Source organism: Thauera aromatica K172 (genome assembly GCF_003030465.1).
GTDB lineage: Bacteria > Pseudomonadota > Gammaproteobacteria > Burkholderiales > Rhodocyclaceae > Thauera > Thauera aromatica.
Genome location: NZ_CP028339.1, coordinates 791,590 through 813,676 on the forward strand (window position 1 = coordinate 791,590; position 22,087 = coordinate 813,676).

Annotated in this window: 17 protein-coding genes; 5 read left to right on the top strand and 12 right to left on the bottom strand. The window is 70.0% G+C overall.

The window, feature by feature from the left end:
• Positions 1-25: 25 nt before the first annotated feature.
• The 4 genes from Tharo_RS03885 (at position 26) to Tharo_RS03900 (ending at position 7,461) form a co-directional block, all read left to right on the top strand.
• Complete coding sequence (locus tag Tharo_RS03885; protein ID WP_107220056.1) at positions 26-1,015, top strand: efflux RND transporter periplasmic adaptor subunit; 990 nt, start codon at positions 26-28, stop codon at positions 1,013-1,015.
• Positions 1,016-1,025: 10 nt separating this feature from the next.
• Positions 1,026-4,103, top strand: coding sequence for an efflux RND transporter permease subunit (locus Tharo_RS03890; RefSeq protein WP_107220057.1), 3,078 nt, complete (start codon positions 1,026-1,028; stop codon positions 4,101-4,103).
• Between the two features lie 109 nt (positions 4,104-4,212).
• Positions 4,213-6,870 (top strand): sensor domain-containing protein, encoded by a 2,658-nt coding sequence (locus tag Tharo_RS03895; protein ID WP_159051656.1) that lies wholly within the window; start codon positions 4,213-4,215, stop codon positions 6,868-6,870.
• 15 nt (positions 6,871-6,885) lie between these two features.
• Complete coding sequence (locus tag Tharo_RS03900; RefSeq protein ID WP_107220059.1) at positions 6,886-7,461, top strand: TMEM165/GDT1 family protein; 576 nt, start codon at positions 6,886-6,888, stop codon at positions 7,459-7,461.
• Positions 7,462-7,473: 12 nt separating this feature from the next.
• Here Tharo_RS03900 and Tharo_RS03905 read toward each other — a convergent pair whose 3' ends face one another.
• The 8 genes from Tharo_RS03905 to Tharo_RS03935 all read right to left on the bottom strand — a co-directional run bounded on the left by Tharo_RS03905 (position 7,474) and on the right by Tharo_RS03935 (position 15,212).
• Positions 7,474-8,673, bottom strand: coding sequence for a Fic family protein (locus Tharo_RS03905; protein WP_107220060.1), 1,200 nt, complete (start codon positions 8,671-8,673; stop codon positions 7,474-7,476).
• Positions 8,674-8,994: 321 nt separating this feature from the next.
• Entirely contained in the window at positions 8,995-10,275 is a 1,281-nt protein-coding gene (gene cysN, locus Tharo_RS03910; protein WP_107220061.1) for a sulfate adenylyltransferase subunit CysN, read from the bottom strand.
• Between the two features lie 38 nt (positions 10,276-10,313).
• Entirely contained in the window at positions 10,314-11,228 is a 915-nt protein-coding gene (gene cysD, locus Tharo_RS03915) for a sulfate adenylyltransferase subunit CysD (RefSeq protein WP_107220062.1), read from the bottom strand.
• 7 nt (positions 11,229-11,235) lie between these two features.
• Positions 11,236-11,388, bottom strand: a complete 153-nt coding sequence (locus Tharo_RS17635; protein ID WP_170110006.1) for a hypothetical protein — start codon at positions 11,386-11,388, stop codon at positions 11,236-11,238.
• A 2-nt stretch (positions 11,389-11,390) separates the two neighbouring features.
• On the bottom strand, positions 11,391-12,161 hold the full coding sequence (locus Tharo_RS03920) for a phosphoadenylyl-sulfate reductase (RefSeq protein ID WP_107220063.1): 771 nt from the start codon (positions 12,159-12,161) through the stop codon (positions 11,391-11,393).
• Complete coding sequence (locus Tharo_RS03925) at positions 12,158-12,712, bottom strand: DUF934 domain-containing protein (RefSeq protein ID WP_107220064.1); 555 nt, start codon at positions 12,710-12,712, stop codon at positions 12,158-12,160. The genes Tharo_RS03920 and Tharo_RS03925 overlap by 4 nt, the downstream gene beginning before the upstream one ends.
• The gene (locus tag Tharo_RS03930) at positions 12,705-14,387 is read right to left on the bottom strand and encodes a nitrite/sulfite reductase (protein WP_107220065.1); all 1,683 of its coding nucleotides are present in this window, start codon (positions 14,385-14,387) and stop codon (positions 12,705-12,707) included. Before Tharo_RS03930 ends, Tharo_RS03925 begins: the two co-directional genes overlap by 8 nt.
• Positions 14,388-14,432: 45 nt before the next feature.
• Positions 14,433-15,212, bottom strand: a complete 780-nt coding sequence (locus Tharo_RS03935) for a sulfite exporter TauE/SafE family protein (protein WP_107220066.1) — start codon at positions 15,210-15,212, stop codon at positions 14,433-14,435.
• Between the two features lie 106 nt (positions 15,213-15,318).
• Between Tharo_RS03935 and cysB the strand changes: the two genes are divergently transcribed.
• Complete coding sequence (gene cysB, locus Tharo_RS03940) at positions 15,319-16,260, top strand: HTH-type transcriptional regulator CysB (RefSeq protein WP_107220067.1); 942 nt, start codon at positions 15,319-15,321, stop codon at positions 16,258-16,260.
• 61 nt (positions 16,261-16,321) lie between these two features.
• On the opposite strand, the gene Tharo_RS03945 is transcribed toward cysB, so the two are convergent.
• From Tharo_RS03945 to Tharo_RS03960, 4 genes are all read right to left on the bottom strand, one after another.
• Entirely contained in the window at positions 16,322-17,389 is a 1,068-nt protein-coding gene (locus Tharo_RS03945) for an asparaginase (RefSeq protein ID WP_107220068.1), read from the bottom strand.
• A gap of 98 nt (positions 17,390-17,487) precedes the next feature.
• Positions 17,488-19,245 (bottom strand): cation:proton antiporter domain-containing protein, encoded by a 1,758-nt coding sequence (locus Tharo_RS03950; RefSeq protein WP_107220069.1) that lies wholly within the window; start codon positions 19,243-19,245, stop codon positions 17,488-17,490.
• A gap of 30 nt (positions 19,246-19,275) precedes the next feature.
• A complete protein-coding gene (locus Tharo_RS03955; RefSeq protein ID WP_107220070.1) occupies positions 19,276-21,132 on the bottom strand; it encodes an ABCB family ABC transporter ATP-binding protein/permease in 1,857 nt (618 codons plus the stop codon).
• Between the two features lie 8 nt (positions 21,133-21,140).
• Entirely contained in the window at positions 21,141-21,794 is a 654-nt protein-coding gene (locus tag Tharo_RS03960) for a LysE family translocator (RefSeq protein WP_107220071.1), read from the bottom strand.
• Between the last annotated feature and the right edge of the window lie 293 nt (positions 21,795-22,087).

The window sequence follows — 22,087 nt, forward strand, 5'->3', positions numbered from 1 at the left end:
TCCGCTCCCGCTCCCCGCTGCCCTGATGAAGGTTCTCACCGTCCTGCTCGCCTTGTGGCCGCTGCTCGTGTCCGCCCAGGGCTGGAACAGCCGTCCGCTGTCGACGATCGCCCTCCACCCCGAATTCCGCGCCCCGGCCGCGGTGCATCCGCGCGAAGAGGCGAGCCTCGCGGCCGAAGTGGCGGCGCGCGTCGTCGCCCTGCCGGTGCGCGCAGGCGAAACCGCCGGGCGCGGCGCCGAACTGGCGCGCCTGGACGACGCCGCCTACCGCATCGAGCGCGAGCGCGGCCGGGCCCAGCTCGTCCTCGTCGAGCGCCGCATTGGCCTTGCCCGCGCCCAGCTCGAGCAGGCGCGCGCGCTGGCCGCGCGCGGTTTCATCAGCGCCGATGGCCTGCGCATCCGCGAAACCGAGCTCGGCGTCCTGCAAAGCGAGCGCGCCGCGGCCGCGGCCGCCCTGGCGGGGGCCGAGCTGGCGCTCGCGCGCTGCGTGATCCGCGCCCCCTTCGACGGCGTCGTGCGCGCGCGCCTGGCCGCGGTCGGCGATCTCGCCGCTCCCGGCACGCCCCTGTTGCGCTTCACCGCCAGCGCCGACGCCGAAGTGCGCGCGCAGGTGCCGGCCGCCCGGATCGACAGCCTGCTCGCCGCCAGCGGGTGGACTTTCGACGCCGGCGGCGGCAGCCATGCGCTGCGCCTGTTGCGGGTGTCGCCGCTGCTCGAGGCCGCGGGCCAGGTGCGCGAAGCGGTGTTCGCCGCCGCCGCCGCGTTGCCTCCCGGTCTCGCCGGCGAGCTGCGCTGGCGCAGCGCGCGCCCCCACCTGCCGCCGGCCTACGTGCAGCAGCGCGACGGCGTGCTCGGGGCCTGGGTCGAGCGCGACGGTCGGCCGGTCTTCGTCGCCCTCCCCGAAGCCCAGGCCGGCCGCCCGGTGGCGGTGGACTGGCCGCCCGCCACCGCGCTCATCGACGAGGGCCGCTTCGCCCTCGAGCGCGCCGCACCCGCAGTGAAGGCGGCGCCGTGAAGAGGGCGGGATGAAGGCCCTCTACGAGCGCCTGATCGGCAACGCTCCGCTCGCCAACATCGCCTTCCTGATGGTGCTGCTCGGCGGGCTGCTGAGCTATCTGACGATGCCGCGGGCACAGGACCCGGAGATCAACTTCAACTGGGTCAGCATCGTCACCAGCCTGCCCGGGGCGTCGGCCGAAGACGTCGAGCGCGAGCTCACCGGGCCGCTTGAGGATGCGATCCGCCAGGTCAAGGACATCCGCTTCGTGTCCTCGTCGAGCCGCGAAAGCGTGTCCTCGATCCTGGTCCGCTTCGATGAGCTGTCCGAGCGCCGTTTCGACAAGCGCGTCAATGACTTGCGCCGCGAAATCCAGAACAAGGCGGCGGCCGAGTTGCCGCCCGAGGCGAAGGACCCGGTGGTGGTCGAGATCACCAGCTCGAACGGCTTCCCGACCGCGATCCTGGTGCTCCACGGGGCGGGCGGGGAGCCGTTGCGGCGCGCCGCGTTCACGATGAAGAAAGCGCTCGAAGGCCTCGCCGGGGTCGATCAGGTGATTGCCGCCGGTTTCGACGAGCCGCAGCTGCAGGTCGATTTCGATCCGGCGCGAGTGGCTGCGGCGGGGCTGTCGCCGGTCGCGCTCGCCGACGGAGTGGCGGCCTGGTTCCGCAACACCCTGGCCGGCCGGGTGCGGGTCACGGATCGGGAGTGGCTGGCGCGTCTCGAAGGCAAGACTCCCGACCCCGAGACCCTCGCCCAGGTGGCGGTGGTGACTCCCGTCGGGCGGGTGGCGGTGGATGAAGTGGCGGCGGTGGTGCGCGGCCATGAGCGTGCCGACCAACTGGTCAGCTACAACGGGCGGCCGGCGGTGCTGCTGTCGATCACCAAGCAGGCCGGCGCCAACACCTTGGCGCTGGTCGAGCGCCTGCAGGGTTTCGCCGCTGAGCGCAACCCCTTGCTTGCCGGTGAGGGACTGCAGCTGACGCTGATCGACGACCAGACCCATGCCACCCGCCAGGCGATCGGAGTGATGGAGACGAACGCGCTGTTCGGCCTCGCCGCGGTGCTGGGGATGTGCTGGGTCTTCCTCGGCTCGCGCCTCGCGCTGCTGGTCGGGCTGGGGGTGCCGTTCGCGCTCGCCGGTACCTTCATCGCCGTCGACCTGATCGGCTCGACCCTGAACCTGACCGTGCTGCTCGGCGTGGTGATCGCGCTCGGCATGCTGGTCGATGACGCGGTGGTGGTGGTGGAGGCGGTCTATTACCGCCTGCAGCGCGGCGAAGCGCCGGCCGCGGCGGTGGTCGCGGCCGTGGGCGAAGTGGGCCTGCCGGTGCTGAGCGCGGTGCTGACCACGGTCGCCGCCTTCCTGCCGCTGATGCTGCTCCCCGGCATCCTCGGCAAGTTCATGTTCGTGGTGCCGTTCGTGGTCACCGTCGGCCTGCTGGTGAGCCTGCTCGAGGCGTTCTGGATCCTGCCCGCGCACATCCTCGGCCTGCGTCCGGAGCCTGCCCGCCGGCGCACCCGGGCGCAGGTGCTGCGTGAGCGCTTCACTCACGTGCTGCGGGTGAAGTACGCCCGCGCCCTGGTCGGCGTGCTGCGCCGGCCGCGCCTCGGGCTGGTCGCGCTGGTGCTGGTGATGGCGGTGGCGGGGGGCGCGGTGGCGGGCGGGCTGGTGAAGGTCCAGTTCTTCGCCTTCGATTCGAAGCGCCTGTTCTACGTCAGCGTCGACATGCCCGCCGGCACCCCCCCCGAGCGCACGCTGGCCGCCGCCGAGCGGGCCGCCGCGGTGCTCGCGGAGGCGATCGACGGCACCGAGCTGCGCGCCCTCGCCAGCTACGCCGGGCTGAAGTTCACCGACACCGAGCCGGTGTATGGCGACCAGTACGGGCAGGTGCTGGTTTCCCTGCTGCCGCGCGGCGGGGGGCGGCGCGACACCGGGGAGATCGTCGCCGCCGTCCGCCCGCGGATCGAGGCACTGCAGGGCGAGGCGCGCTACGCCTTCCTCGAAGTAAAGGGCGGGCCGCCGACGGCGAAGCCGATCTCGGTGAAGCTGAAGTCCGACGACTACCCCCGGCTGCGCGCCGCGGCCGATGCGCTGCGCGCCGAAGTGGCGCGCCTGCCCGGCGTCCGCGATCTCACCGACGACGACGTTCCCGGGCGCAACGAGATGCGCCTGTCGCTCGACCGCGAGAAGCTCGCCCGTGCCGGCGTCGGCGCGGCCGAAGTCGCGCGCCTGCTGCGCCTCTACGGCGAAGGCGAAGTCGTCGCCACCACCCGCGACGCCGGGGAGAAGGTGGAAGTGCTGGTGCGCGCCCGCCCCGAGACCTTCGCCGACGTCACCGCGCTGCTGCAGCGCACGGTGCCGCTGGCCGGCGGCGGCAGCGTGCAGCTGGGTGAGCTGCTCGGGTACGAGCTGCGCCTGTCGAAAGGCTACATCCGCCACTACCAGCTCACCCGCGCGATCACCGTCGAGGCCGAACTCGACCGCAGCCAGCTCGACACCGTGGCCGCCAACGACCGTCTGAAGGCGGCCTGGGCGCAGCTCGGGGCGCAATACCCCGGCGTCGAGCTCGACTTCTCCGGCGAGCTCGAGGACATCGAGGAAAGCCTCGATGCGATGGGCAAGCTCTTCGTCCTCGGCCTGGGCCTGATCTACCTGATCCTCGCCACCCAGTTCCGCAGCTACTGGCAGCCCTTCATCATCCTGCTGACGGTGCCGCTGGCGTTTACCGGAGTGGTGTTCGGGCTGCTGGTGTCGGGCAACCCGCTGTCGCTGTACACCCTGTACGGAGTCATCGCCCTGACCGGGATCGCGGTCAACTCGGCGATCGTGCTGATCGATGCCGCCAACGAGCGCCGCGCCGCCGGGATGAGCGTGCAGCACGCCGCGATCTATGCTGGGCGGCGGCGGGTGGTGCCGATCCTGATCACGTCCACCACCACCATCGGCGGCCTGTTCTCGCTCGCGGTGGGGCTGGGAGGCAAATCCCTGATGTGGGGGCCGGTGGCGGCGAGCATCGTCTGGGGGCTGGGGTTTTCCACGGTGCTGACGCTGTTCGCGGTGCCGTTGGTGTATCGGATGGCGATGCGGTCGCGGGGGGCTTGATGCGGCCGGCCAGGCTGTTACATTCCGTAATACCCGACGTGAATCATTTCCTCGCGACCGACACCCGCAAGCGCGCATGCTGGCCCCGGAGCAATCAGGATCTGTCGATATGAGCGAGCCCGCCCGCCGCCACCGTCCCGCCCGCAGAGCGCTGCTGGTGGCGCTCGCCTATGCGCTCGGTGCGGGATTGTGGATCGCCTTTTCCGACGCCTGGCTGGCGCTGCTGGCGAGCGAGCCGGGGCGCTACGCCCAACTGCAGACCTGGAAAGGGGGCGGCTTCGTCGCCGTCACCGCCGCCCTGCTGTTCGTGCTGCTGCTGGCGCAGTTCCGCACGATCGAGGCCTCGAGTGCGCGCGCCCGCCGCCTGGCCGAGCGCCTCAAGCTGACGCTGGCCTCGGTGGATGACCTGCTCTTCGTGTTCGACGCCGACAACCGTATCGTCGAACACTACCCGGCGGAGCATCCGCTGCTGTTCATTCCGCCCTCGGCATTCCACGGCCAGCCGGTGGACAAGATCGGCCTCCCCGCCGAAGTGGGCGCGGCCTACCTCGCCGCGTTGGCGGCGGTGCGCGGCGAGGGCCGGGCGCGGACCATCGACTACCCGTTGACCTTCGGCGGCCAGCGGCGCTGGTTCAGCGCCCGGTTGTCGCCGATGACGCGGGAGGCGGGGGCGGGAAGCGGGGCAGACGTGCTCGCAGTGGTGCGCGAGATCACCGACCTGAAGGGCAGCGAGCAGCGCTTCCGTGCGCTGTTCGAGGACGTCGAGCACATCGCCGTCCAGGGCTACGACGAAGACCGCCGCGTGCTGTTCTGGAATGCGGCGAGCGAGCGCCTCTACGGCTATCGCCGGGAGGAGGCGCTCGGGCGCCGTTTCGACGAACTGATCGTGCCCCCGGAGGCGCGCGCGCAGGTGCAGCGCCTGCATCGCGCCTGGATCGAAGGCGGGCAGCCGATTCCCGCCGGCGAGATCGAAACGCTGGCCAAGGACGGCAGCCGGATCCCGGTGTTCTCGAGCCACGCGCTGCTGCGCAATGCGCGCGGCGGCCTCGAAATGTACTGCGTCGACATCGACCTGCGGGCGCAGGCCGAAGCGCGCGAGCAGCTGCGCCTGGCCGCCCAGGTCTTCGAAAACAGCGGCGAGGCGATCCTGATCGTCGACGCCGGGCACCGGGTGATCGCCGCCAACCGGGCATTCAGCCGCATCAGCGGCTATGCCGAGGCGGAGGTGCTCGGCTGCGAGCCCGCCTTCCTGTGCGGCGGGGACGGCGACGAAGCGGCCGCGCTGGCCGGGATCTGGGCCGCGGTCGGGGAGCAGGGCCACTGGCAGGGCGAGGTGCGCAGCCGGCGGCGGGACGACACGCCGTATCCGGCGTGGCTGGTGGCGAGCGCGGTGCGCGACCGGGGGGGCGCCCTGACGCATTACATCGTGATTTTCGCCGACATCGGCGAGCGCAAGGCGATCGAGGCCCGGCTCGCCTACCTGGCCCACCACGACGTGCTCACCGGGCTGCCGAACCGGATGCTGGCGCGCGACCGCCTGGAGCAGGCGCTGGCGCTGGCGGCGCGCACCCAGCAGCGGGTGGCGCTGATGTTCCTCGACCTCGATCACTTCAAGATGATCAACGACACCCTCGGCCACAGCGTCGGCGATGCCCTGCTGAAGTCCGTGGCGACCCGGCTGGAGGGCTGCGTGCGGCGCAGCGACACGGTCAGCCGCCAGGGCGGGGACGAGTTCCTGATCGTGCTCACCGCACTGAGCGAGCTCGAGAGCGTGTCGCGCATCGCCACCGACATCCTCGACGCGATGGCGCCCGGCTTCGAGGTCGACGGCCATGTGCTGGCCTGCAGCTTTTCGATCGGGATCGCGCTCTACCCCGACGATGGCGCCGACTTCGACACCTTGCTGCTGAAAGCCGACACTGCGATGTACCACGCCAAGGAAGCGGGGCGGAACGCCTACCGCTTCTTCACCGAGCGCATGAATGCCGAAGCCCGCGAGCGGCTGCAGATCCAGAACCTGCTGCGCGGCGCCGCGGAACGCGGCGAGCTGTCCCTGCACTACCAGCCCCAGTTCGATCTGGGCTCGCGCGAAGTGGCCTGTGTCGAGGCCCTGCTGCGCTGGAACAGTGCCGAACTCGGGCAGGTGTCGCCGGCGCGCTTCATTCCCGTCGCCGAGGAAAGCGGACTGATCGTGCCGCTCGGCGAATGGGCGCTGCGCGAGGCGTGCCGCCAGGCCGAGAGCTGGCGCCGGACCGGGTTCGCGGTGCCGGTGGCGGTCAATCTTTCGGCCCTCCAGTTCCACCGCAGCGACCCGGTGGAACTGCTCGAACGGGTGCTCGCCGAGAGCGGCCTGCCGGCCGCGCAACTCGAACTGGAGCTGACCGAGTCGGTCCTGGTGCAGGACGGCGGGGGCGTCACCCTCGAGCGCCTGCGCCGGCTGAAGGCGCTGGGGGTGAGCCTGGCGATCGACGACTTCGGCACCGGTTTTTCCAGCCTCGCCTACCTGCGCCGCTTCCCGATCGACAAGCTGAAGATCGACCAGGCCTTCGTGTGCGACATTTCCACCGACCCGGAGGACGCGGCGATCGTCAACCTGGTCATCGAACTCGGCCGCATCCTGAAGATCCGGACGGTCGCCGAAGGGGTGGAGAACGAGGCGCAGCTGCGCTTTCTCCGCGAGCGCGGCTGTACCCTGGCCCAGGGCTATCTTTTCGCCCGGCCGCTGACGGCGGCGCAATTCGAGGCACAATACCGCGCCCCGCGCTGAAGCCGTCCCGACCGAATGAACGCCTTTCTCGTTTCCACCTCCATCGTCGCCCTCGCCGAAATCGGCGACAAGACCCAGCTCCTCGCCTTCCTGCTCGCCGCCAAGTTCCGCCGCCCGTGGCCGATCGTGCTCGGCATCTTCGCCGCGACCGTGGCCAACCATGCCTTCGCCGCCGCGCTCGGCAGCTGGCTGACCACGCTGCTGGGGCCGCAGGCCCTGCGCTGGGTGCTCGGCCTGTCCTTCCTCGCGATGGCGCTGTGGACGCTGATTCCGGACAAGCTCGACGAAGACGACACCCGGCTGCCGCGGCTGGGCGTGTTCGGCGCCACGCTGGTGGCATTCTTCCTCGCCGAGATGGGCGACAAGACCCAGGTGGCGACGGTGGCGCTGGCCGCGCAGTACCAGGCGCTGGTCGCGGTGGTGCTCGGAACCACGCTGGGAATGATGATCGCCAACGTGCCCGCGGTGCTGCTCGGCGAGCGCATCGCCCAGCGCATGCCGGTGAAGCTGGTGCATGGGATCGCCGCCGCGCTCTTCGCCGCGCTCGGGGTTGCGACCCTGCTCGGCGCCGGGGCCGCGCTGGGGTTCTGAGCGCGCCGCAGCCTACGCCGGCCATTGCCGATCCGGTGGCGAGGTGGAGCGGCCTTCCAGGATGCGGATCACCTCGTCCGCCACGAAGATCCGGTTACGCCGACTGCCCGGCTCCCGCAGGATGCCCGCACGCACAAGAGTCGTCAGCGCATGATTGGCGGTGGGGAAAGATACGCCGAGCTGCCGGCCGACCTGCATCGCCGTAACCACGGGTTGACCGATCAGGAGTTCGACCAGCCGGCGGCTGGCGGAGTCGGCGCGCTGGCCGGACACCGCCAGCCGCCAGCGCTCGCGTAGCGCGATCAGCGCCCCGGTCGTGTCGAGCGCCTCCGCGCAGGCGACCATCACGGCCTGCGCGAAGAAACCCATCCAGCCCTGCCAGCCCGAGCGCAGCTGTACGTCGAGCAGGCGGTCGAAGTATTCGTGACGATTGCGGTACAGCGGGCCAGCGACGTAGAGCGGGGGGTAGCCCTCGGCCGCGAGTTGCAGCGGGATCAGCAAGCGTCCGGTACGGCCGTTGCCATCGCGAAACGGGTGCAGGCTCTCGAACTGCGCATGCCCGATTGCGGCACGGCGCAGCACGTGCATTGCCATCACGCCTTCGGGGCGATAGTCCAGCACGTTCCCGATCAGGTCCTGGAGACCGGCCTGCAGGCGCTCGGGAAGGGGGGGCACGAAGCGGGCGTCCTCGATCCGCAGGCCGCCAACCCAGTTCTGTACCGTCCGCAGCTGCCCGGGGACGTCCCGATAGGAGGCGTCGTCCTCCATCAGGTGGCGGTGGAGTGTCTGGATGAAGGGAAGCTGGAAGGCGGCTGAGCCCTCGGCCCGCACGGTCCGCAGGCCGACCTCGAGCGCATTCACATAAGCGAGCGTCGTGCGCACATCGGCGGGCAGGCGGCTGTCGTCGAGCGTGCATTCGTATTCGAACAGGTCTTCCAGCTCGGAGCGGGTGCCTTCGATATGGCTGCTGAGCACCGCTTCGCGGCGGATCAGGGTGCGGGTGACGAGATCGGGCTGTGGCAGCCGGGCGCTTTCTTCGCGTAAATGTTCCAGCAGGCGCAGTGCTTCACCCATGCGGTCGCTGGCTGCGAGCCTCCCTGCAAAGTCCTCCAGGCGCCCGATCGGCGGTGAGTCGAGCGCGAACACGCCGGGCTTGCCCGGTACGGGCTCGAGCCGCGTCTGGCGCTCGGGAGAGAGGTCGGATTTGCGCACCGGTAGCTTTGACAGGATTCAGATCTGATCAAGCTTAGCGCTTAAACTTTAATAATGCTGTGGCTTGTTAAGGGAAACCGATTAAGGGAAACCGATCGGAACCCGGGCGCCGGGGGTAGCCGCCCTGCCGCTGCGTGTACGGGTGCGCGACCTTCGCCGTCTGCGCCGCCATCGCTGTGCGCCGCTCCGCCGGCTCGATCCGCGCGGCGGCGACCAACTCTTCGGGGTCGCGCTGGATGGTGCGGCGACGGAATGAAAAACGGGGTCGCCCGGACTGCCGGCGACCCCGTGACGCCCGGGCCGGGCGCGATGCGAAGCCGGTCAGCCGATCATGCCGGCGCCGACGGTGTTGTTGGTGCTCTCGTCGATGATGATGAAGGCGCCGGTGGCACGGTTGTCGGCGTAGCGGTCGGCGACGATCGGCTGCGCGAGCTTGAGCGTGACGCGGGCGATGTCGTTCATCGCCAGGCCGCTGGCGGCTTCGTGTTCGAGGGTGTTGACGTCCAGCCGATAGTCGATTTTCGCCAGCTTGGCCTTCACTTCGCGGGTGGTGTGGCGCACGAGGTAGGTGCGCGCCGGCGACAGCGGCGCCTCGGCGAGCCAGCACACGGTGGCGTCGATCTGCTTGACCGGCTCCGGCGCTTCGGCCGACTTGACGATGATGTCGCCGCGCGAGATGTCGATCTCGTCTTCCAGCAGCAGGGTCACCGACTGCTCGTGGATCGCACGCGGCAGTGCGGCGGCGCCGAGTTCGATCGCCTTCACCCGGCTGGTGGCGCCCGAAGGCAGCACGGTGACGGCGTCGCCGACGGCGATTTCGCCCGACTCGACCCGGCCCATGAAGCCGCGGTAGTCGTGCAGCGCGGGGTTGGCCGAGTCCTGCGGACGGCACACGAACTGTACCGGGAAGCGGAAGTCCTCGGCCTGCTCGGTGTGGGCGGCGGGGGCGTTTTCGAGGATGTCGAGCAGCGTGGGGCCGTCGTACCAGGACAGGCGCTCGCCGCGGTCGACGATCATGTCGCCGGCCAGCGCCGAGATCGGGATGAAGCGCACGTCCTTGATGCCGAGCTTGGCGGCGAAGGCGAGGTAGTCGGCCTTGATGCGCTCGAACACCGCCTGGTCGTAGTCCACCAGGTCCATCTTGTTCACCGCCACCACCAGGTGCGGGATGCCGACCAGGCTTGCCAGGTAGGAATGGCGGCGGGTCTGGGTGAGCACGCCGCGGCGGGCGTCGATCAGGATGATGGCGAGGTTGGCGGTGGACGCCGCGGTCACCATGTTGCGCGTGTACTGCTCGTGGCCCGGGGCGTCGGCGATGATGTACTTGCGCCGGCCGGTGGAGAAGTAGCGGTAGGCGACGTCGATGGTGATGCCCTGCTCGCGCTCGGCCTGCAGGCCGTCGGTGAGCAGCGACAGGTCGACCGCGCTCATGCCGCGCTTGGCCGAAGTCTTCTCGATCGCGTTGAGGGTGTCGGCGAGGATGGTCTTGGTGTCGAACAGCAGGCGGCCGATCAGGGTGCTCTTGCCGTCGTCGACGCTGCCGCAGGTCAGAAAGCGCAGCAGGCCGTTGTCGATCTCGGGCAGGTGTTCAGGGGCGGACATGGTCATGATTCCTTCAATTCTCTGTGTTCGGTCGCGGGTCAGAAGTAGCCTTCTTTTTTGCGCTGCTCCATCGACGCTTCGGAAGTCTGGTCGTCCATCCGCGTCGCGCCGCGCTCGGTGATCGTCGTGGTCGCGGTCTCGGCGAGGATCTTGTCCACCGTGTCGGCGTCGGATTCGACCGGCGCCGTGCAGGTGATGTCGCCGACGGTGCGGAAGCGCACGCGGATGTTTTCCACCACGTCGCCGTCCTTCGCCGGGGTGACCTCGGTCACCGGCTGGAGCAGGCCGTTCTTCCTCACCACCGGGCGGACGTGGGCGAAGTAGATCGACGGCAGCTCGAGCTGCTCGCGCTCGATGTATTGCCAGACGTCGAGTTCGGTCCAGTTGCTGATCGGGAAGGCGCGGATGTTCTCGCCCTTGTGGCTGCGCGCGTTGTACAGGTTCCACAGCTCGGGGCGCTGGTTCTTCGGGTCCCACTGGCCGAACTCGTCGCGGAAACTCATGATCCGCTCCTTCGCCCGCGCCTTTTCCTCGTCGCGCCGCGCGCCGCCGATGCAGGCATCGAAGCCGAACTCCTCGATCGCTTCGAGCAGGGTCACCGACTGGTGCTTGTTGCGGCTCTCCAGCGCATGCTTGAGCACCACTGTGCCGCGCGCCATCGAGTCTTCCACCGAGCGCACGATCAGGCGCTCGCCCAGTTCAGAAGCGCGCTGGTCGCGGAAGTCGGTCACTTCCTTGTAGTTGTGGCCGGTGTCGATGTGCATCAGGGGGAAGGGGAAACGGCCCGGGCGGAAGGCCTTCTCGGCCAGGCGCAGCAGGCAGATCGAATCCTTGCCGCCGGAGAACAGCAGCACCGGGTTGGCGCACTGGCCGGCGACTTCGCGCAGGATGTGGATGGCTTCGGCTTCGAGCCAGTCGAGATGGGACAGCGTCTGTTTGGTCAGCGTGGACATGATGTGGTTACCGTTGCGGATGCTTGATCGGGTGTGAGCGCAAGGCGCGCAGGGCGGCACGCAACCCGGCGTGGAGGGCGGCGAGGCGCTGCTGCAGGCGGCGCCGGCGGGCGCCGATCACTGCGCCGTGGGGCGCGCTGGCGGGGTGCTTGCCGTGCATGGTCAGCCCTTCTTGACGTGAAGGCCGCATTCCTTGCTGGCCGGATCTTCCCACCACCAGCGCCCGGCGCGCACGTCCTCGCCGAGGGCGATGGCGCGGGTGCACGGGGCGCAGCCGATGCTGGGGTAGAACTGGTCGTGGAGCGCATTGTAAGGAAGGTCATGGGTGCGGATATAGGCCCAGACCTCGGTCTCGCTCCAGTCCGACAGCGGGTTGAGCTTGTCGAGGCCGTTGCCGGCGTCGAACTCGCGCACCGGCAGGCCGCTGCGGGTCACCGATTGCGCTGCGCGCAGACCGGTGATCCAGGCCTTCTTGCCCGCCAGGGCGCGGCGCAGCGGCTCCATCTTGCGCACTGCGCAGCACGCCTTGCGCAGCTCGACCGAGTCGTAGAAAGCGTTGATGCCGTGGCTGCGGACGTAGTGCTCAACCGCGCCGGCGTCGGGGAAGTAGATTTTCAGCTTCGTGCCGTAGCGTCGCTCGACCGCGCCGATCAGGGAGTAGGTTTCGGCCGGCAGGCGCCCAGTGTCGAGCGAGAAGATCTCGATCGGCAGCGCGTTGGCGAGGATCAGGTCGGTCAGCACCATGTCTTCGGCGCCGAAGCTGTTGGCGAAAGCGAGTTCGCCGCCGGCGCCGAATTCGGCCACCGCCGTGCGCAGCAGGGCGAGCGCGGCGGTGGCTTTGGCATCGACGGCGGCGCGCAGTTCGGCGCTCAGCTGCGGGCGGGTGGCCGGGTTGGCCGCGGGCGGACGCAGCGCGGAGACGCCGGAGTTCATCGTTGCACCTGGGGCGGAGCGCTGCGCTCGACGCGGCGGAACAGCGGCAGCGGATCCTGTACCGAGCGCTGGTAGGGCTGGCTGAAGTCGCCGATGCTGGCGACCGCGGCGGCGAGCTGTTCGTCGGTGTAGCGCCCGGGGCGCGGCTGCAGGGCGTCGAAGCCGCAGCGGGTGAGGTAGTTGAACTGGTCGCGCAGCACTTCGCCGATCGCGCGCAGCTCGCCGCGGTAGCCGTAGCGGGTGCGCAGCACGGTGGCGGCCGAGTAGCTGCGGCCGTCGGTGAATTTCGGGAACTGGAGGGCGATCACGGTCAGGGTGTCGAGGTCGTCGGCGAGCGCGGCGACGTCTTCGCCGGCGGCCAGCCAGACGCCCAGCTCGCCGCCTTGCGCGCGCGCCAGCAGCGCGTCGCGGCGCGCCTGCCACACCGCCAGCGGCACCAGTACCGGACCGGCGGGCACGGCGATGTCGGCTGCGGCTTCGCCTTCGGCGAGAACGACGAGCCGGCGCTCGTCGGTGACGATGCGGCCGTTCTTGATGATCTTGTCAGACATGGGCGGGGTTCCTTTGCGGCTGGCGCTCGGCATAGACGCGGTCCTTGAAGGGGTCGATGCCGACGCGATGGACGGTGTCGATGAAGCGCTCGTCTGCATGACGCAGTTCGAGATAGGTCTGGATCAGCTGCTCGATGACGCCGACCACTTCGTCGTGGGCGAAGGATGGGCCGATCACCTTGCCGAGCGCGGTGGCGTTGCCCTGGGTGCCGCCGAGGGTGATCTGGTACCACTCCTGGTTGTTCTTGTCGACGCCGAGAATGCCGATGTGGCCGACGTGGTGGTGGCCGCAGGAGTTCATGCAGCCGGAGATGTTGATGTCGATCTCGCCGATGTCGTGGAGGTAGTCGAGGTCGTCGAAGCGCTGCTGGATCGCCGCCGCGATCGGAATCGAGCGGGCGTTGGCGAGCGCACAGAAGTCGCCTCCGGGGCAGCAGATGATGTCGGTCAGGAGGCCGATGTTGGGCGTCGCCAGTCCGGCCTCGCGGGCGAGCTGCCACAGTTCGAAGAGGTCGGCCTGGCGGACGTCGGCGAGCGCCACGTTCTGCTCGTGGGTCATGCGCGCTTCGCCGAAGCTGAAGCGGTCGGCCCAGTCGGCGACGAGGTCGAGCTGCTCGGCGCTGATGTCGCCCGGGGCGACGCCGGTCTTCTTCAGCGACAGGACCACCGAGGCGTAGCCGGGCTGGCGGTGGGCGCGCACGCTGCGCCCGGCCCAGGCGGCGAAGGCCTTGTTTTCGGCGAGCCGGGCTTCGAAGCCGGAGTCGCGCGCGGCCAGGGTCTCATACGGCGGCGGGGCGAAGTGCGCGGCGACGCGCGCGAGCTCGGCTTCGGTCACGGTGCTGGGGCCGTCCTTGGCCTGGGCCCATTCCTCTTCGACCAGGCGGCGGAATTCGGCGACGCCGAGCGCCTTCACCAGGATCTTGATCCGCGCCTTCCAGATGTTGTCGCGGCGGCCGTAGCGGTTATAGACGCGCAGGATCGCCTCGCAGTAGGTGATCAGGTGCGGCCACGGCACGAACGCGGCGATTTCCTCGCCGAGGATCGGGGTGCGCCCGAGGCCGCCGCCGACCAGCACCCGGAAGCCCAGTTCGCCGGCGCCGTTCTTGATCAGGTCGAGGCCGATGTCATAGACGCGGAGGACCACGCGGTCTTCGCGCGCGCTGTTGAAGGCGATCTTGAACTTGCGCGGAAGGTAGGCGAACTCCGGGTTGTAGGTCGACCACTGGCGCAGGATCTCGGCGAACGGGCGGGGGTCGGCGATCTCGTCGGCGGCGACGCCGGCGAACGGATCGGCGGTGATGTTGCGGATGTCGTTGCCCGAGGTCTGGTTGGAATGCATCTGCACGCTGGCGAGCTGGGCGTGCATTTCGGGAATGGCTTCCAGGGGCGACCAGTTGAACTGGACGTTGGTGCGCGTGGTGAAGTGGGCGTAGCCGCGGTCGTAGGTGCGCGCGAGGTGGGCGAGCATGCGCAACTGGCGGCTGGCGAGGTTGCCGTAGGGCACCGAGATGCGGTACATCGGCGCGTGGCGCTGGATGTAGAGGCCGTTCTGGAGGCGCAGCGGGCGGAACTCGTCGTCGCTCAGTTCGCCGGCGAAATAGCGCTGGGTCTGATCGCGGAACTGGGCGACCCGCTCGTCGAGGAGGCGCTGGTCGTGTTCGTCGTACTGGTACATGGTGTCTCTCTTGTCGGTTCCGGGGTGGAGGGCGGAATGCGTTGCTCAGTGGCTGATCAGCTTGGCGCCGACCAGCACCAGCATCGTGGCCAGGATCGGACGCAGCACGCGGTCCGGGATGCGGGTCGAGATGTGGGTGCCGAGCCAGATTCCGGGCAGCGAGCCGACCAGCAGGCTGCCCAGCAGCAGCCAGTCTACGCTGCCGAGGAACCAGTGGCCGAGCCCGGCGACCGCGGTCAGCGGCACCGCGTGGGCGATGTCGGAGCCGACGATGCGCAGCGCAGGCATCGTCGGGTAGAGAAAGAACAGGGCGGTGACGCCGAGGGCGCCGGCGCCGACCGAGGAGATCGACACCAGCACGCCGAGCACCGCCCCGGTGAGCACGGTGAGCCGGGCGGTGCGCGCCGGGTTCGGGGTCCCGCCGAAGCGCGCCAGGGCGAAGGCCTGGATGTGCCTGCGTAAGATCAGCGCGACCGCGGTCAGGAGCAGGGCGAAACCGAGCGCCACCTTGATCAGGCTGGCGGTGCCGTCGATGCCGCCGGGGGCGAAGCGCCCGACCAGCACCAGGGTCAGGGCCGCGGCGGGCAGGCTGCCGGCGGCGAGGAGGCGGGTGATCTTCCAGTCCACCGTGCCCTTGAGACCGTGCGCGAGGGTGCCGCCGGTCTTGGTGATCGCGGCGTAGAGCAGATCGGTGCCGACCGCCACCGAGGGGTGGATGCCGAACAGCAGCACCAGCAGCGGCGTCATCAGCGAGCCGCCGCCGACGCCGGTCAGGCCGACGATGGCGCCTACGGCGAAACCGGCGATGGTGTAAGCGAATTCCATATGCGCTGCGCTCCTCGATGGTGCGGCGCATCGTAAAGACTTCGCTTAGCTTTAAAAAGGATTTTTAAGTTAGACTTTAAGAACCTGTTGTTATATAGACTAAGCCATGAACCTGCAGCAGCTGCGCTACATCCACGAAGTCGCCCGCCGCGGGCTCAATGTTTCCGAAGCGGCCGACGCCTTGTTCACTTCGCAGCCGGGGGTGTCGAAGCAGATCCGCCAGCTCGAAGCCGAGCTCGGCATCGAGATCTTCGAGCGCCACGGCAAGCGCCTGGTGGCGGTCACCGAGCCGGGGCGCACGGTGCTGGCGATCGCCGAGCGTGTGCTGCGCGACCTCGACAACCTGCAGCAGGTCGGCGACGAATTCGCCAACGAGGCGGTGGGCAGCCTGTCGATCGCCACCACCCACACCCAGGCGCGCTACGTGCTGCCCGGGGTGGTGCGTGATTTCATGCAGCGCTACCCGCAGGTCAAGCTCTCGCTGCACCAGGGCAACCCGCGCCAGGTCGGCGAGATGGTGCTCGACGGCACCGCCGATCTGGCCATCGCTACCGAGGCGATCGCCGAGTTCGACGAGCTGGTGATGCTGCCCTGCTACCAGTGGAACCGCTGCGTGGTCGCCACCCCGCGCCACCCCATCCTGCGCGAGACGCCGCTCACCCTGGAGGCGATCGCGCGCTACCCGATCATCACCTACGATGACGCGTTCACCGGTCGCGGCCTGATCAACAAGGCCTTTCTCGGCCGCGGCCTGAAGCCCAACGTGGTGCTGTCGGCGATCGACTCGGACGTGATCAAGAAGTACGTCGAGCTCGACCTCGGGATCGGCATCCTCGCGCGCATGGCCTACGACGCCGACGAGGACCGCCGCCTGGGGATGGTCGACGCTTCCCACCTGTTCGAGTCGAGCACCACCCGCATCGGTCTGCGCCGGCGCGCCTGGCTGCGCACCTATGTGTATGCCTTCATCGAGGGCTTCGCCCCCCACCTGTCGCGGCGCATGGTCGAGACCGCGCTCGCCGGCGGTGGAACCGACCCTGGTCTGTGACTCCGGCCGGTGACGCCGGGGCGTGGCGCGCGGGTGGCCCCGGCCGGCGGCGGGGAGGCGCTCAGACGCGCTCGAACCAGCGCTGCAGGCGGGCGCCGTGCAGGCCGGCGGCGAGGGCGGCGATCAGGCGCACGCGTGCCTTCAGCGCGTCGAGGGGGCCGGCGTGCAGCCAGTGCGCGGGCAGCGCGTGGCCGCGCGCGACGGTGCCGCCGCCGCAGCGGCTGGCGAGCACCACCGGCAGCGTCGGCGGCAGTGCTTCGAGCGCCGCCCGCCAGGGCGCGGGCAGGCTGGCGTTGCCGGGCAGGGCCAGCACCAGGCCGCCGCCGGGGCGGGAAGGCCCTCGGCGCTGCCGGGTTGTGCCTGCGCCTGCGTCGGCGCCGCCCGCGCCTTTTTCTTCCCCGCTGTCGGGTGCGCGGTGCAGGCTCCGCACCGCCGCGCCGAGCAGGGCCGGCGTGCTGCCGGCGGCCACGGTCAGGATTTCCACCGGCGGCAGCTGCGTCAGCCCGGCGGGCAGGCGCAGCGGGGCGGCGGGCGGGCCAGCGAGGGCTTGCAGGGCGGTGTCGCTGGCGGTCACGGTGAGGGCGCCGGGCTGGGTGAAGGCGTCGACGGCGCTGGGGTGGCGCTTGGCGAGGGTGGCCGCGGGCAGGATGCGGTCGCCGAGCACGGCGAGCACGCCAGCGCGCGCGGCCGCCGGGCGGGCGGCGAGCTGCACGGCCTGATAAAGGTTGAGCGGGCCGTCGGCCGAGAGTGCGGTGGCCGGGCGCATCGCCGCAGTGAGCACCACCGGCTTGCGGCGGGCGACGGTGAGGGTGAGGAAATAGGCGCTCTCTTCCAGGGTGTCGGTGCCGTGGGTGATGACGATGCCGTCCACCGTGGGGTCGTCGACGAGGGCCTGCACCCGGCGCGACAGCGCCAGCCAGTGCGCGGGCGTCATGTCCTTGCTGTCGAGGGCGAACAGGGGCTCGGCGCTGACGGTGGCGAGTCCGGCGAGCTGGGGCACGGCGGCGAGGAGGTCGGCGCCGTCGAGCTGCCCGGCGGTGTAGCCGCGCAGATCGGTCGCCGAGGCGGCGGCGCCGGCGATCGTGCCGCCGGTGGTGATCAGGGTGATGCGGGGGCGGGCGGCGGGCACGGGGTGGGCTCCTGTGGAAGTCCGGGCCGCGGGGGCGGTCGGGGAACGTGGACGCGGCGAAGGCGGCCCGGGAACGGTTGGCTCGACGAGGCGCGGCCTCAGGCGGTGGCAGGGGGTTCGGCGCGCAGCGCGACGATGCGCCGCTCGCGCTCCTGTTCGAGCAGGCGTAGCGAGGCTTCCGGCGGCACGCCCAGGCTCTCGAGGACCCAGCCGGTGAGCTGCAGGCCGGACTCCAGCGTTTCCGGGACCACGACCGAAGCGCCGGCGTCGCGCAGGCGCAGCGCATGGCGTTCGTCGCGGGCGCGGGCGATGATGCGCAGCATCGGCATCAGGCGGCGGATGCCCTGCACCGCATGTTCGGCTGCGGCGGTGTGGTCCATGGTCAGCACCACCGACTGCGCCCGGTCGATGCGCAGCTTGCGCAGCAGCTCCGGCCGGCTGGCGTCGCCGAACACCAGCGGCATGCCGGCTTTGCGCTGCTGCGCGACGAGCTTGGCGTCGCTTTCGATGGCGACGAAAGGGATGCCTTGTTCGGCAAGCATCTGCGCCACCATCTGCCCGACACGGCCGAAGCCGGCGATGATCACGTGGCCCTGCAGTTCGCCCAGGCCGGTTTCAGGCGCCGTCTCGGCCGGGACCAGGCGGCGGTCGAGGCGGTTGCCCAGGGTCTGGCCGAGGCGGGCGATGACCGGCGCGCACAGCATCGACACGCCGACCACGATCAGCATGAACTGGCCGATTTCGCGCCCGAGCAGGCCGAAGCCGAGCGCCAGGCCGATGACGATGAAGGCGAACTCGCCGCCCTGGCCGAGGAGCAGGCTGCCTTCGGCCGCGCGCCCCCAGGACAGCCCGAAGCGGCGCAGCAGGACGACCAGGACCAGGCCCTTGAGCGCCAGCAGGCCGAGCACCGAGAGCGGAATCCACAGCGGCTCGGCGAGCAGGGCGCGCAGATCGATGCCCATCCCGACCGACATGAAGAACAGGCCCATCAGCAGGCCCTTGAACGGCTCGATGGTGATCTCGACTTCGTGGCGGAACTCGGTCTCGGCGATGATCAGGCCGGCGAGCAGGGCGCCGAGCGCCATCGACAGCCCGGCCGTCCAGGTCAGCGTCGCCACCCCGAGCGTGGTCAGCAGGGTCAGCGCGGTGAAGGTGTCGGGCTGGCGCTCGGAGGCGATCTGGTGGAACAGCGGCCGGATCACACGGCGGCCGATCAGATACAGCGCCAGCACCGTCAGCACGCCCTTGAGCAGCGCGCTGCCGAGGAGGACGGCGAAGCTGCCTTCGCCGGCCGCGGCGCCGAGGATGCTGATCAGCACCAGCAGCGGCACCACCGCGAGATCCTGGAAGAGCAGGATCGCGAACGCGGCCTGACCGAGCGGCGTGCCCAGCTCGCGGCGCTGGATCAGCAACTGCATGACGATCGCGGTGGAGGAGAAGGCCAGCACCACGCCGAGGATCACCGAAGCCTCGACGGCGTTGCCGAAGGACCACGCCAGCCCGCCGATCGCCGCTGCCGACAGCGCCACCTGCAGTCCGCCGAGGCCGAACACCTGGCGGCGCATCGACCACAGGCGCTCGACCGACATTTCCAGGCCGATCATGAACATCAGGAAGATCACGCCGAGCTCGGCGAGGAATTCGACGTCTTCGGGGCGGGCGAAGGTGAGCCACGACAGCAGCGGCCAGGCGTCGGCGTGGCTGGCCAGGCCGTAGGGGCCGAGCACGGCGCCGACCGACAGGAAACCGAGCACCGGGTTGATGCGCAACCGCCCGAGGAGCGGAATGAGCACGCCGCTGAGGGCGAGGAAGAGGATGATTTCCTTCAGGAAGGGAATGCTGCCGTGGGCGTCCATCGAGGCTTCGCTATGGGGGAGGCGAGCAGTCTATGCCACGCCGGGGGTGGGGGCGCTGCGGGTGTGGTCCGCGGCCGGGGCGGTGCCGCTCTCCGCCTCTTCCTGCTGCTGCAGCAGCCACATCTGGGCGTAGGCGCCGTTGCCGGCGAGCAGCGCGGCGTGGCGTCCGCGCTCGACGATGCGTCCGCCGTCGAGGACGATGATCTCGTCGGCGTCCATCACCGTCGACAGCCGGTGCGCGATCACCAGCGCGGTGCGGCCGCGGGCGGCGCGCTCGATCTGGGCCTGGATCGCCTTCTCGGTCTTCGAGTCGAGCGCCGAGGTGGCCTCGTCGAAGATCAGGATCGCCGGGTCCTTGAGCAGCGCGCGCGCGATCGCCACGCGCTGCTTCTCGCCGCCGGACAGCTTCAGGCCGCGCTCGCCGACCCGGGTGTCGTAGCCTTCGGGGAGCTGGGCGATGAAGTCCTCGAGCTGCGCGGCGCGGGCGGCGGCCTCCACTTCGGCGCGGCTGGCGGTGGGGCGACCGTACTGGATGTTGTACAGCAGGGTGTCGTTGAACAGCACCGTGTCCTGGGGGACGATGCCGATCGCCGCGCGCAGGCTGTCCTGGGTGAGCTCGCGCAGATCATGGCCGTCGATGCGGATGGCGCCGCCCTGGACGTCGTAGAAACGGTACAGGAGGCGTGCCAGGGTCGATTTGCCCGAGCCCGAGTGCCCGACCACCGCCACCGTGCTGCCGGCGGGGATGTCGAAATCGACGTCGAACAGGATCGGCCGGCGGGCATCGTAGGCGAAGCCGACATGCTCGAAGCGCACCCCCGCCGGGCCGGGCGGCAGCGCCACCGCGTCGGCGGCATCGGCGATCTCGCGGTGCTCGTGCATCAGGCCGAACATGCGCTCGATGTCGGTGAGCGCCTGGCGCAGTTCGCGGTACATCACGCCGAGGAAGTTGAGCGGGATGTAGAGCTGGATCAGGAAGGCGTTGACCAGCACGATGTCGCCGATCGTCATCGCCCCGCTCGCCACCCGGTCGGCGGCCTGCCACATCATCACGGTGACGCCGACGGCGATGATCGCGGCCTGGCCGATGTTGAGCGCGGACAGCGAATACTGGTTGGTCTCCTGCGCTTTCGTCCATTTCTGCAGTTCGTCGTCGTAGCGGCGCGCTTCGAAGGCCTCGTTGTTGAAATACTTCACCGTCTCGAAGTTGATCAGGCTGTCGATCGCGCGCGCGTTGGCCGCCGAGTCGAGCTCGTTGGCGCGGCGGCGCAGCGCGGTGCGCCAGTTCGTCACCTGCACTGTGAACACGATGTACAGCGCCAGCGTCACCAGGGTGATGATCGCGAACACGGCGTCGTACTGCACGAGCAGGATGCCGATCACCAGGCCGATCTCGACCAGGGTGGGCAGGATCGAGTACAGCGTGTAGCTGATCAGCGAGCCGATCGAGCGCGTGCCGCGCTCGATGTCGCGGGTCAGGCCGCCGGTCTGGCGCTCGAGGTGAAAGCGTAGCGACAGCGCGTGCAGGTGGCGGAACACGCGCAGCGAGATCGCCCGCACCGCCTGCTGGGTGACGCGGGCGAAGACGATCTCGCGCAGCTCGGTGAACAGCGAGGCGGAAAAGCGCAGCACTCCGTAAGCCAGCAGCAGCGCGGCCGGGACCACGATGAACGCCTGTTCGGTGGTGAGCGAGAGGCCGTCGATGAGATGCTTGAAGACGATCGGCACGCTGACGTTGGCGCCCTTGCCGGCGAGCAGGCAGCCGAGCGCGAAGATCACCCGGCCCTTGTAGGCCCAGATGAAGGGCAGCAGGCTCTTGAGCGTCTGCCAGTCATGGCGCTGGGCGGGTTCGGGGCCGGGGAGGGCGGCGGCAGGGGCGCGTCGCATCGTCCGCCTCAGCGTGCCGCGGCGGGCAGGGGCGCGTCGTCGACCACCAGGCGCAAGGCGAGGCCGATGAAGAGCAGGCCGGCGATGCGGTCGAGCCAGGCGCCGGCACCGGGGCGACGGGCGAGGAGGCGGCCGATGCCGCCGGCGGCGAAAGCGAGGGCGCCGAAGATGAGCACGGTCTGGGCAGCGAAGAGCAGGCCGAGCTGGGCCATCTGCACGCTGGCGGCGCCGTCGGCGGGGCGCACGAACTGCGGCAGGAAGGCAAGGAAGAAGAGCGCGACCTTGGGGTTGATTGCGTTGGCGATGAAGCCGCGGCGCAGGTAGGCGTGCCACGGCGCGGGGGCCTGCGGTGCGGCGGCGTCCAGGTGCACGGCCGCGGCATGGCGCAGGGCGTTGATGCCGATCCAGGCCAGGTAGGCGGCGCCGGCGAGCTTGAGCGCGAGAAAGGCGGTGGGTGAGGAGGCGAGCGCCGCGCTCACCCCCAGCGCCGCCCACAAGGTGTGGGTGAAACAGCCCAGCGCGCAGCCGAGCGCGATGCCGAATCCGGCCATCCGCCCGCGCGCCAGGCTTTGCCCCAGCACCATCAGGTTGTCGGGGCCGGGGGCGAGGGTGATCAGGAAGCTGATGCCGAGGAAGGCGAGGGCGGTGTCGAAATCGAGCATAACATGAACGGAAGGAGAAAAGGGATGAGCGTGAGGACCGAAACGGGGTCACTGCGCGAAGAGGTGGACCATGCCGGGACCGACGGCGGGTGCCCGCCGATGCGTGCCGGAGGGGGCGTCGGCGCGATCGAAGCAGGCGTTTGAGTCCGGATTGTCGCCGTTATGCGGCCGGTTTGGAACAGCGCATGGGCAATCTTGCCGCTGCTGGCGGGGTCTGTGCTTGCCCGGGGGCATGGCATGGCAGCTATGATGGGAGCTGGCCGGCGCCGGTGGGCGCCGTTCCCGGAGCCGGA

Coding starts and splice junctions, on each gene's coding strand:
- Tharo_RS03885 (WP_107220056.1), top strand. CDS start 26: ATGAAGGTTCTCACCGTCCTGCTCGCCTTGTGGCCGCTGCTCGTGTCC.
- Tharo_RS03890 (WP_107220057.1), top strand. CDS start 1,026: ATGAAGGCCCTCTACGAGCGCCTGATCGGCAACGCTCCGCTCGCCAAC.
- Tharo_RS03895 (WP_159051656.1), top strand. CDS start 4,213: ATGAGCGAGCCCGCCCGCCGCCACCGTCCCGCCCGCAGAGCGCTGCTG.
- Tharo_RS03900 (WP_107220059.1), top strand. CDS start 6,886: ATGAACGCCTTTCTCGTTTCCACCTCCATCGTCGCCCTCGCCGAAATC.
- cysN (WP_107220061.1), bottom strand. CDS start 10,275: ATGTCCGCCCCTGAACACCTGCCCGAGATCGACAACGGCCTGCTGCGC.
- cysD (WP_107220062.1), bottom strand. CDS start 11,228: ATGTCCACGCTGACCAAACAGACGCTGTCCCATCTCGACTGGCTCGAA.
- Tharo_RS17635 (WP_170110006.1), bottom strand. CDS start 11,388: ATGCACGGCAAGCACCCCGCCAGCGCGCCCCACGGCGCAGTGATCGGC.
- Tharo_RS03920 (WP_107220063.1), bottom strand. CDS start 12,161: ATGAACTCCGGCGTCTCCGCGCTGCGTCCGCCCGCGGCCAACCCGGCC.
- Tharo_RS03925 (WP_107220064.1), bottom strand. CDS start 12,712: ATGTCTGACAAGATCATCAAGAACGGCCGCATCGTCACCGACGAGCGC.
- Tharo_RS03930 (WP_107220065.1), bottom strand. CDS start 14,387: ATGTACCAGTACGACGAACACGACCAGCGCCTCCTCGACGAGCGGGTC.
- Tharo_RS03935 (WP_107220066.1), bottom strand. CDS start 15,212: ATGGAATTCGCTTACACCATCGCCGGTTTCGCCGTAGGCGCCATCGTC.
- cysB (WP_107220067.1), top strand. CDS start 15,319: ATGAACCTGCAGCAGCTGCGCTACATCCACGAAGTCGCCCGCCGCGGG.
- Tharo_RS03950 (WP_107220069.1), bottom strand. CDS start 19,245: ATGGACGCCCACGGCAGCATTCCCTTCCTGAAGGAAATCATCCTCTTC.
- Tharo_RS03955 (WP_107220070.1), bottom strand. CDS start 21,132: ATGCGACGCGCCCCTGCCGCCGCCCTCCCCGGCCCCGAACCCGCCCAG.
- Tharo_RS03960 (WP_107220071.1), bottom strand. CDS start 21,794: ATGCTCGATTTCGACACCGCCCTCGCCTTCCTCGGCATCAGCTTCCTG.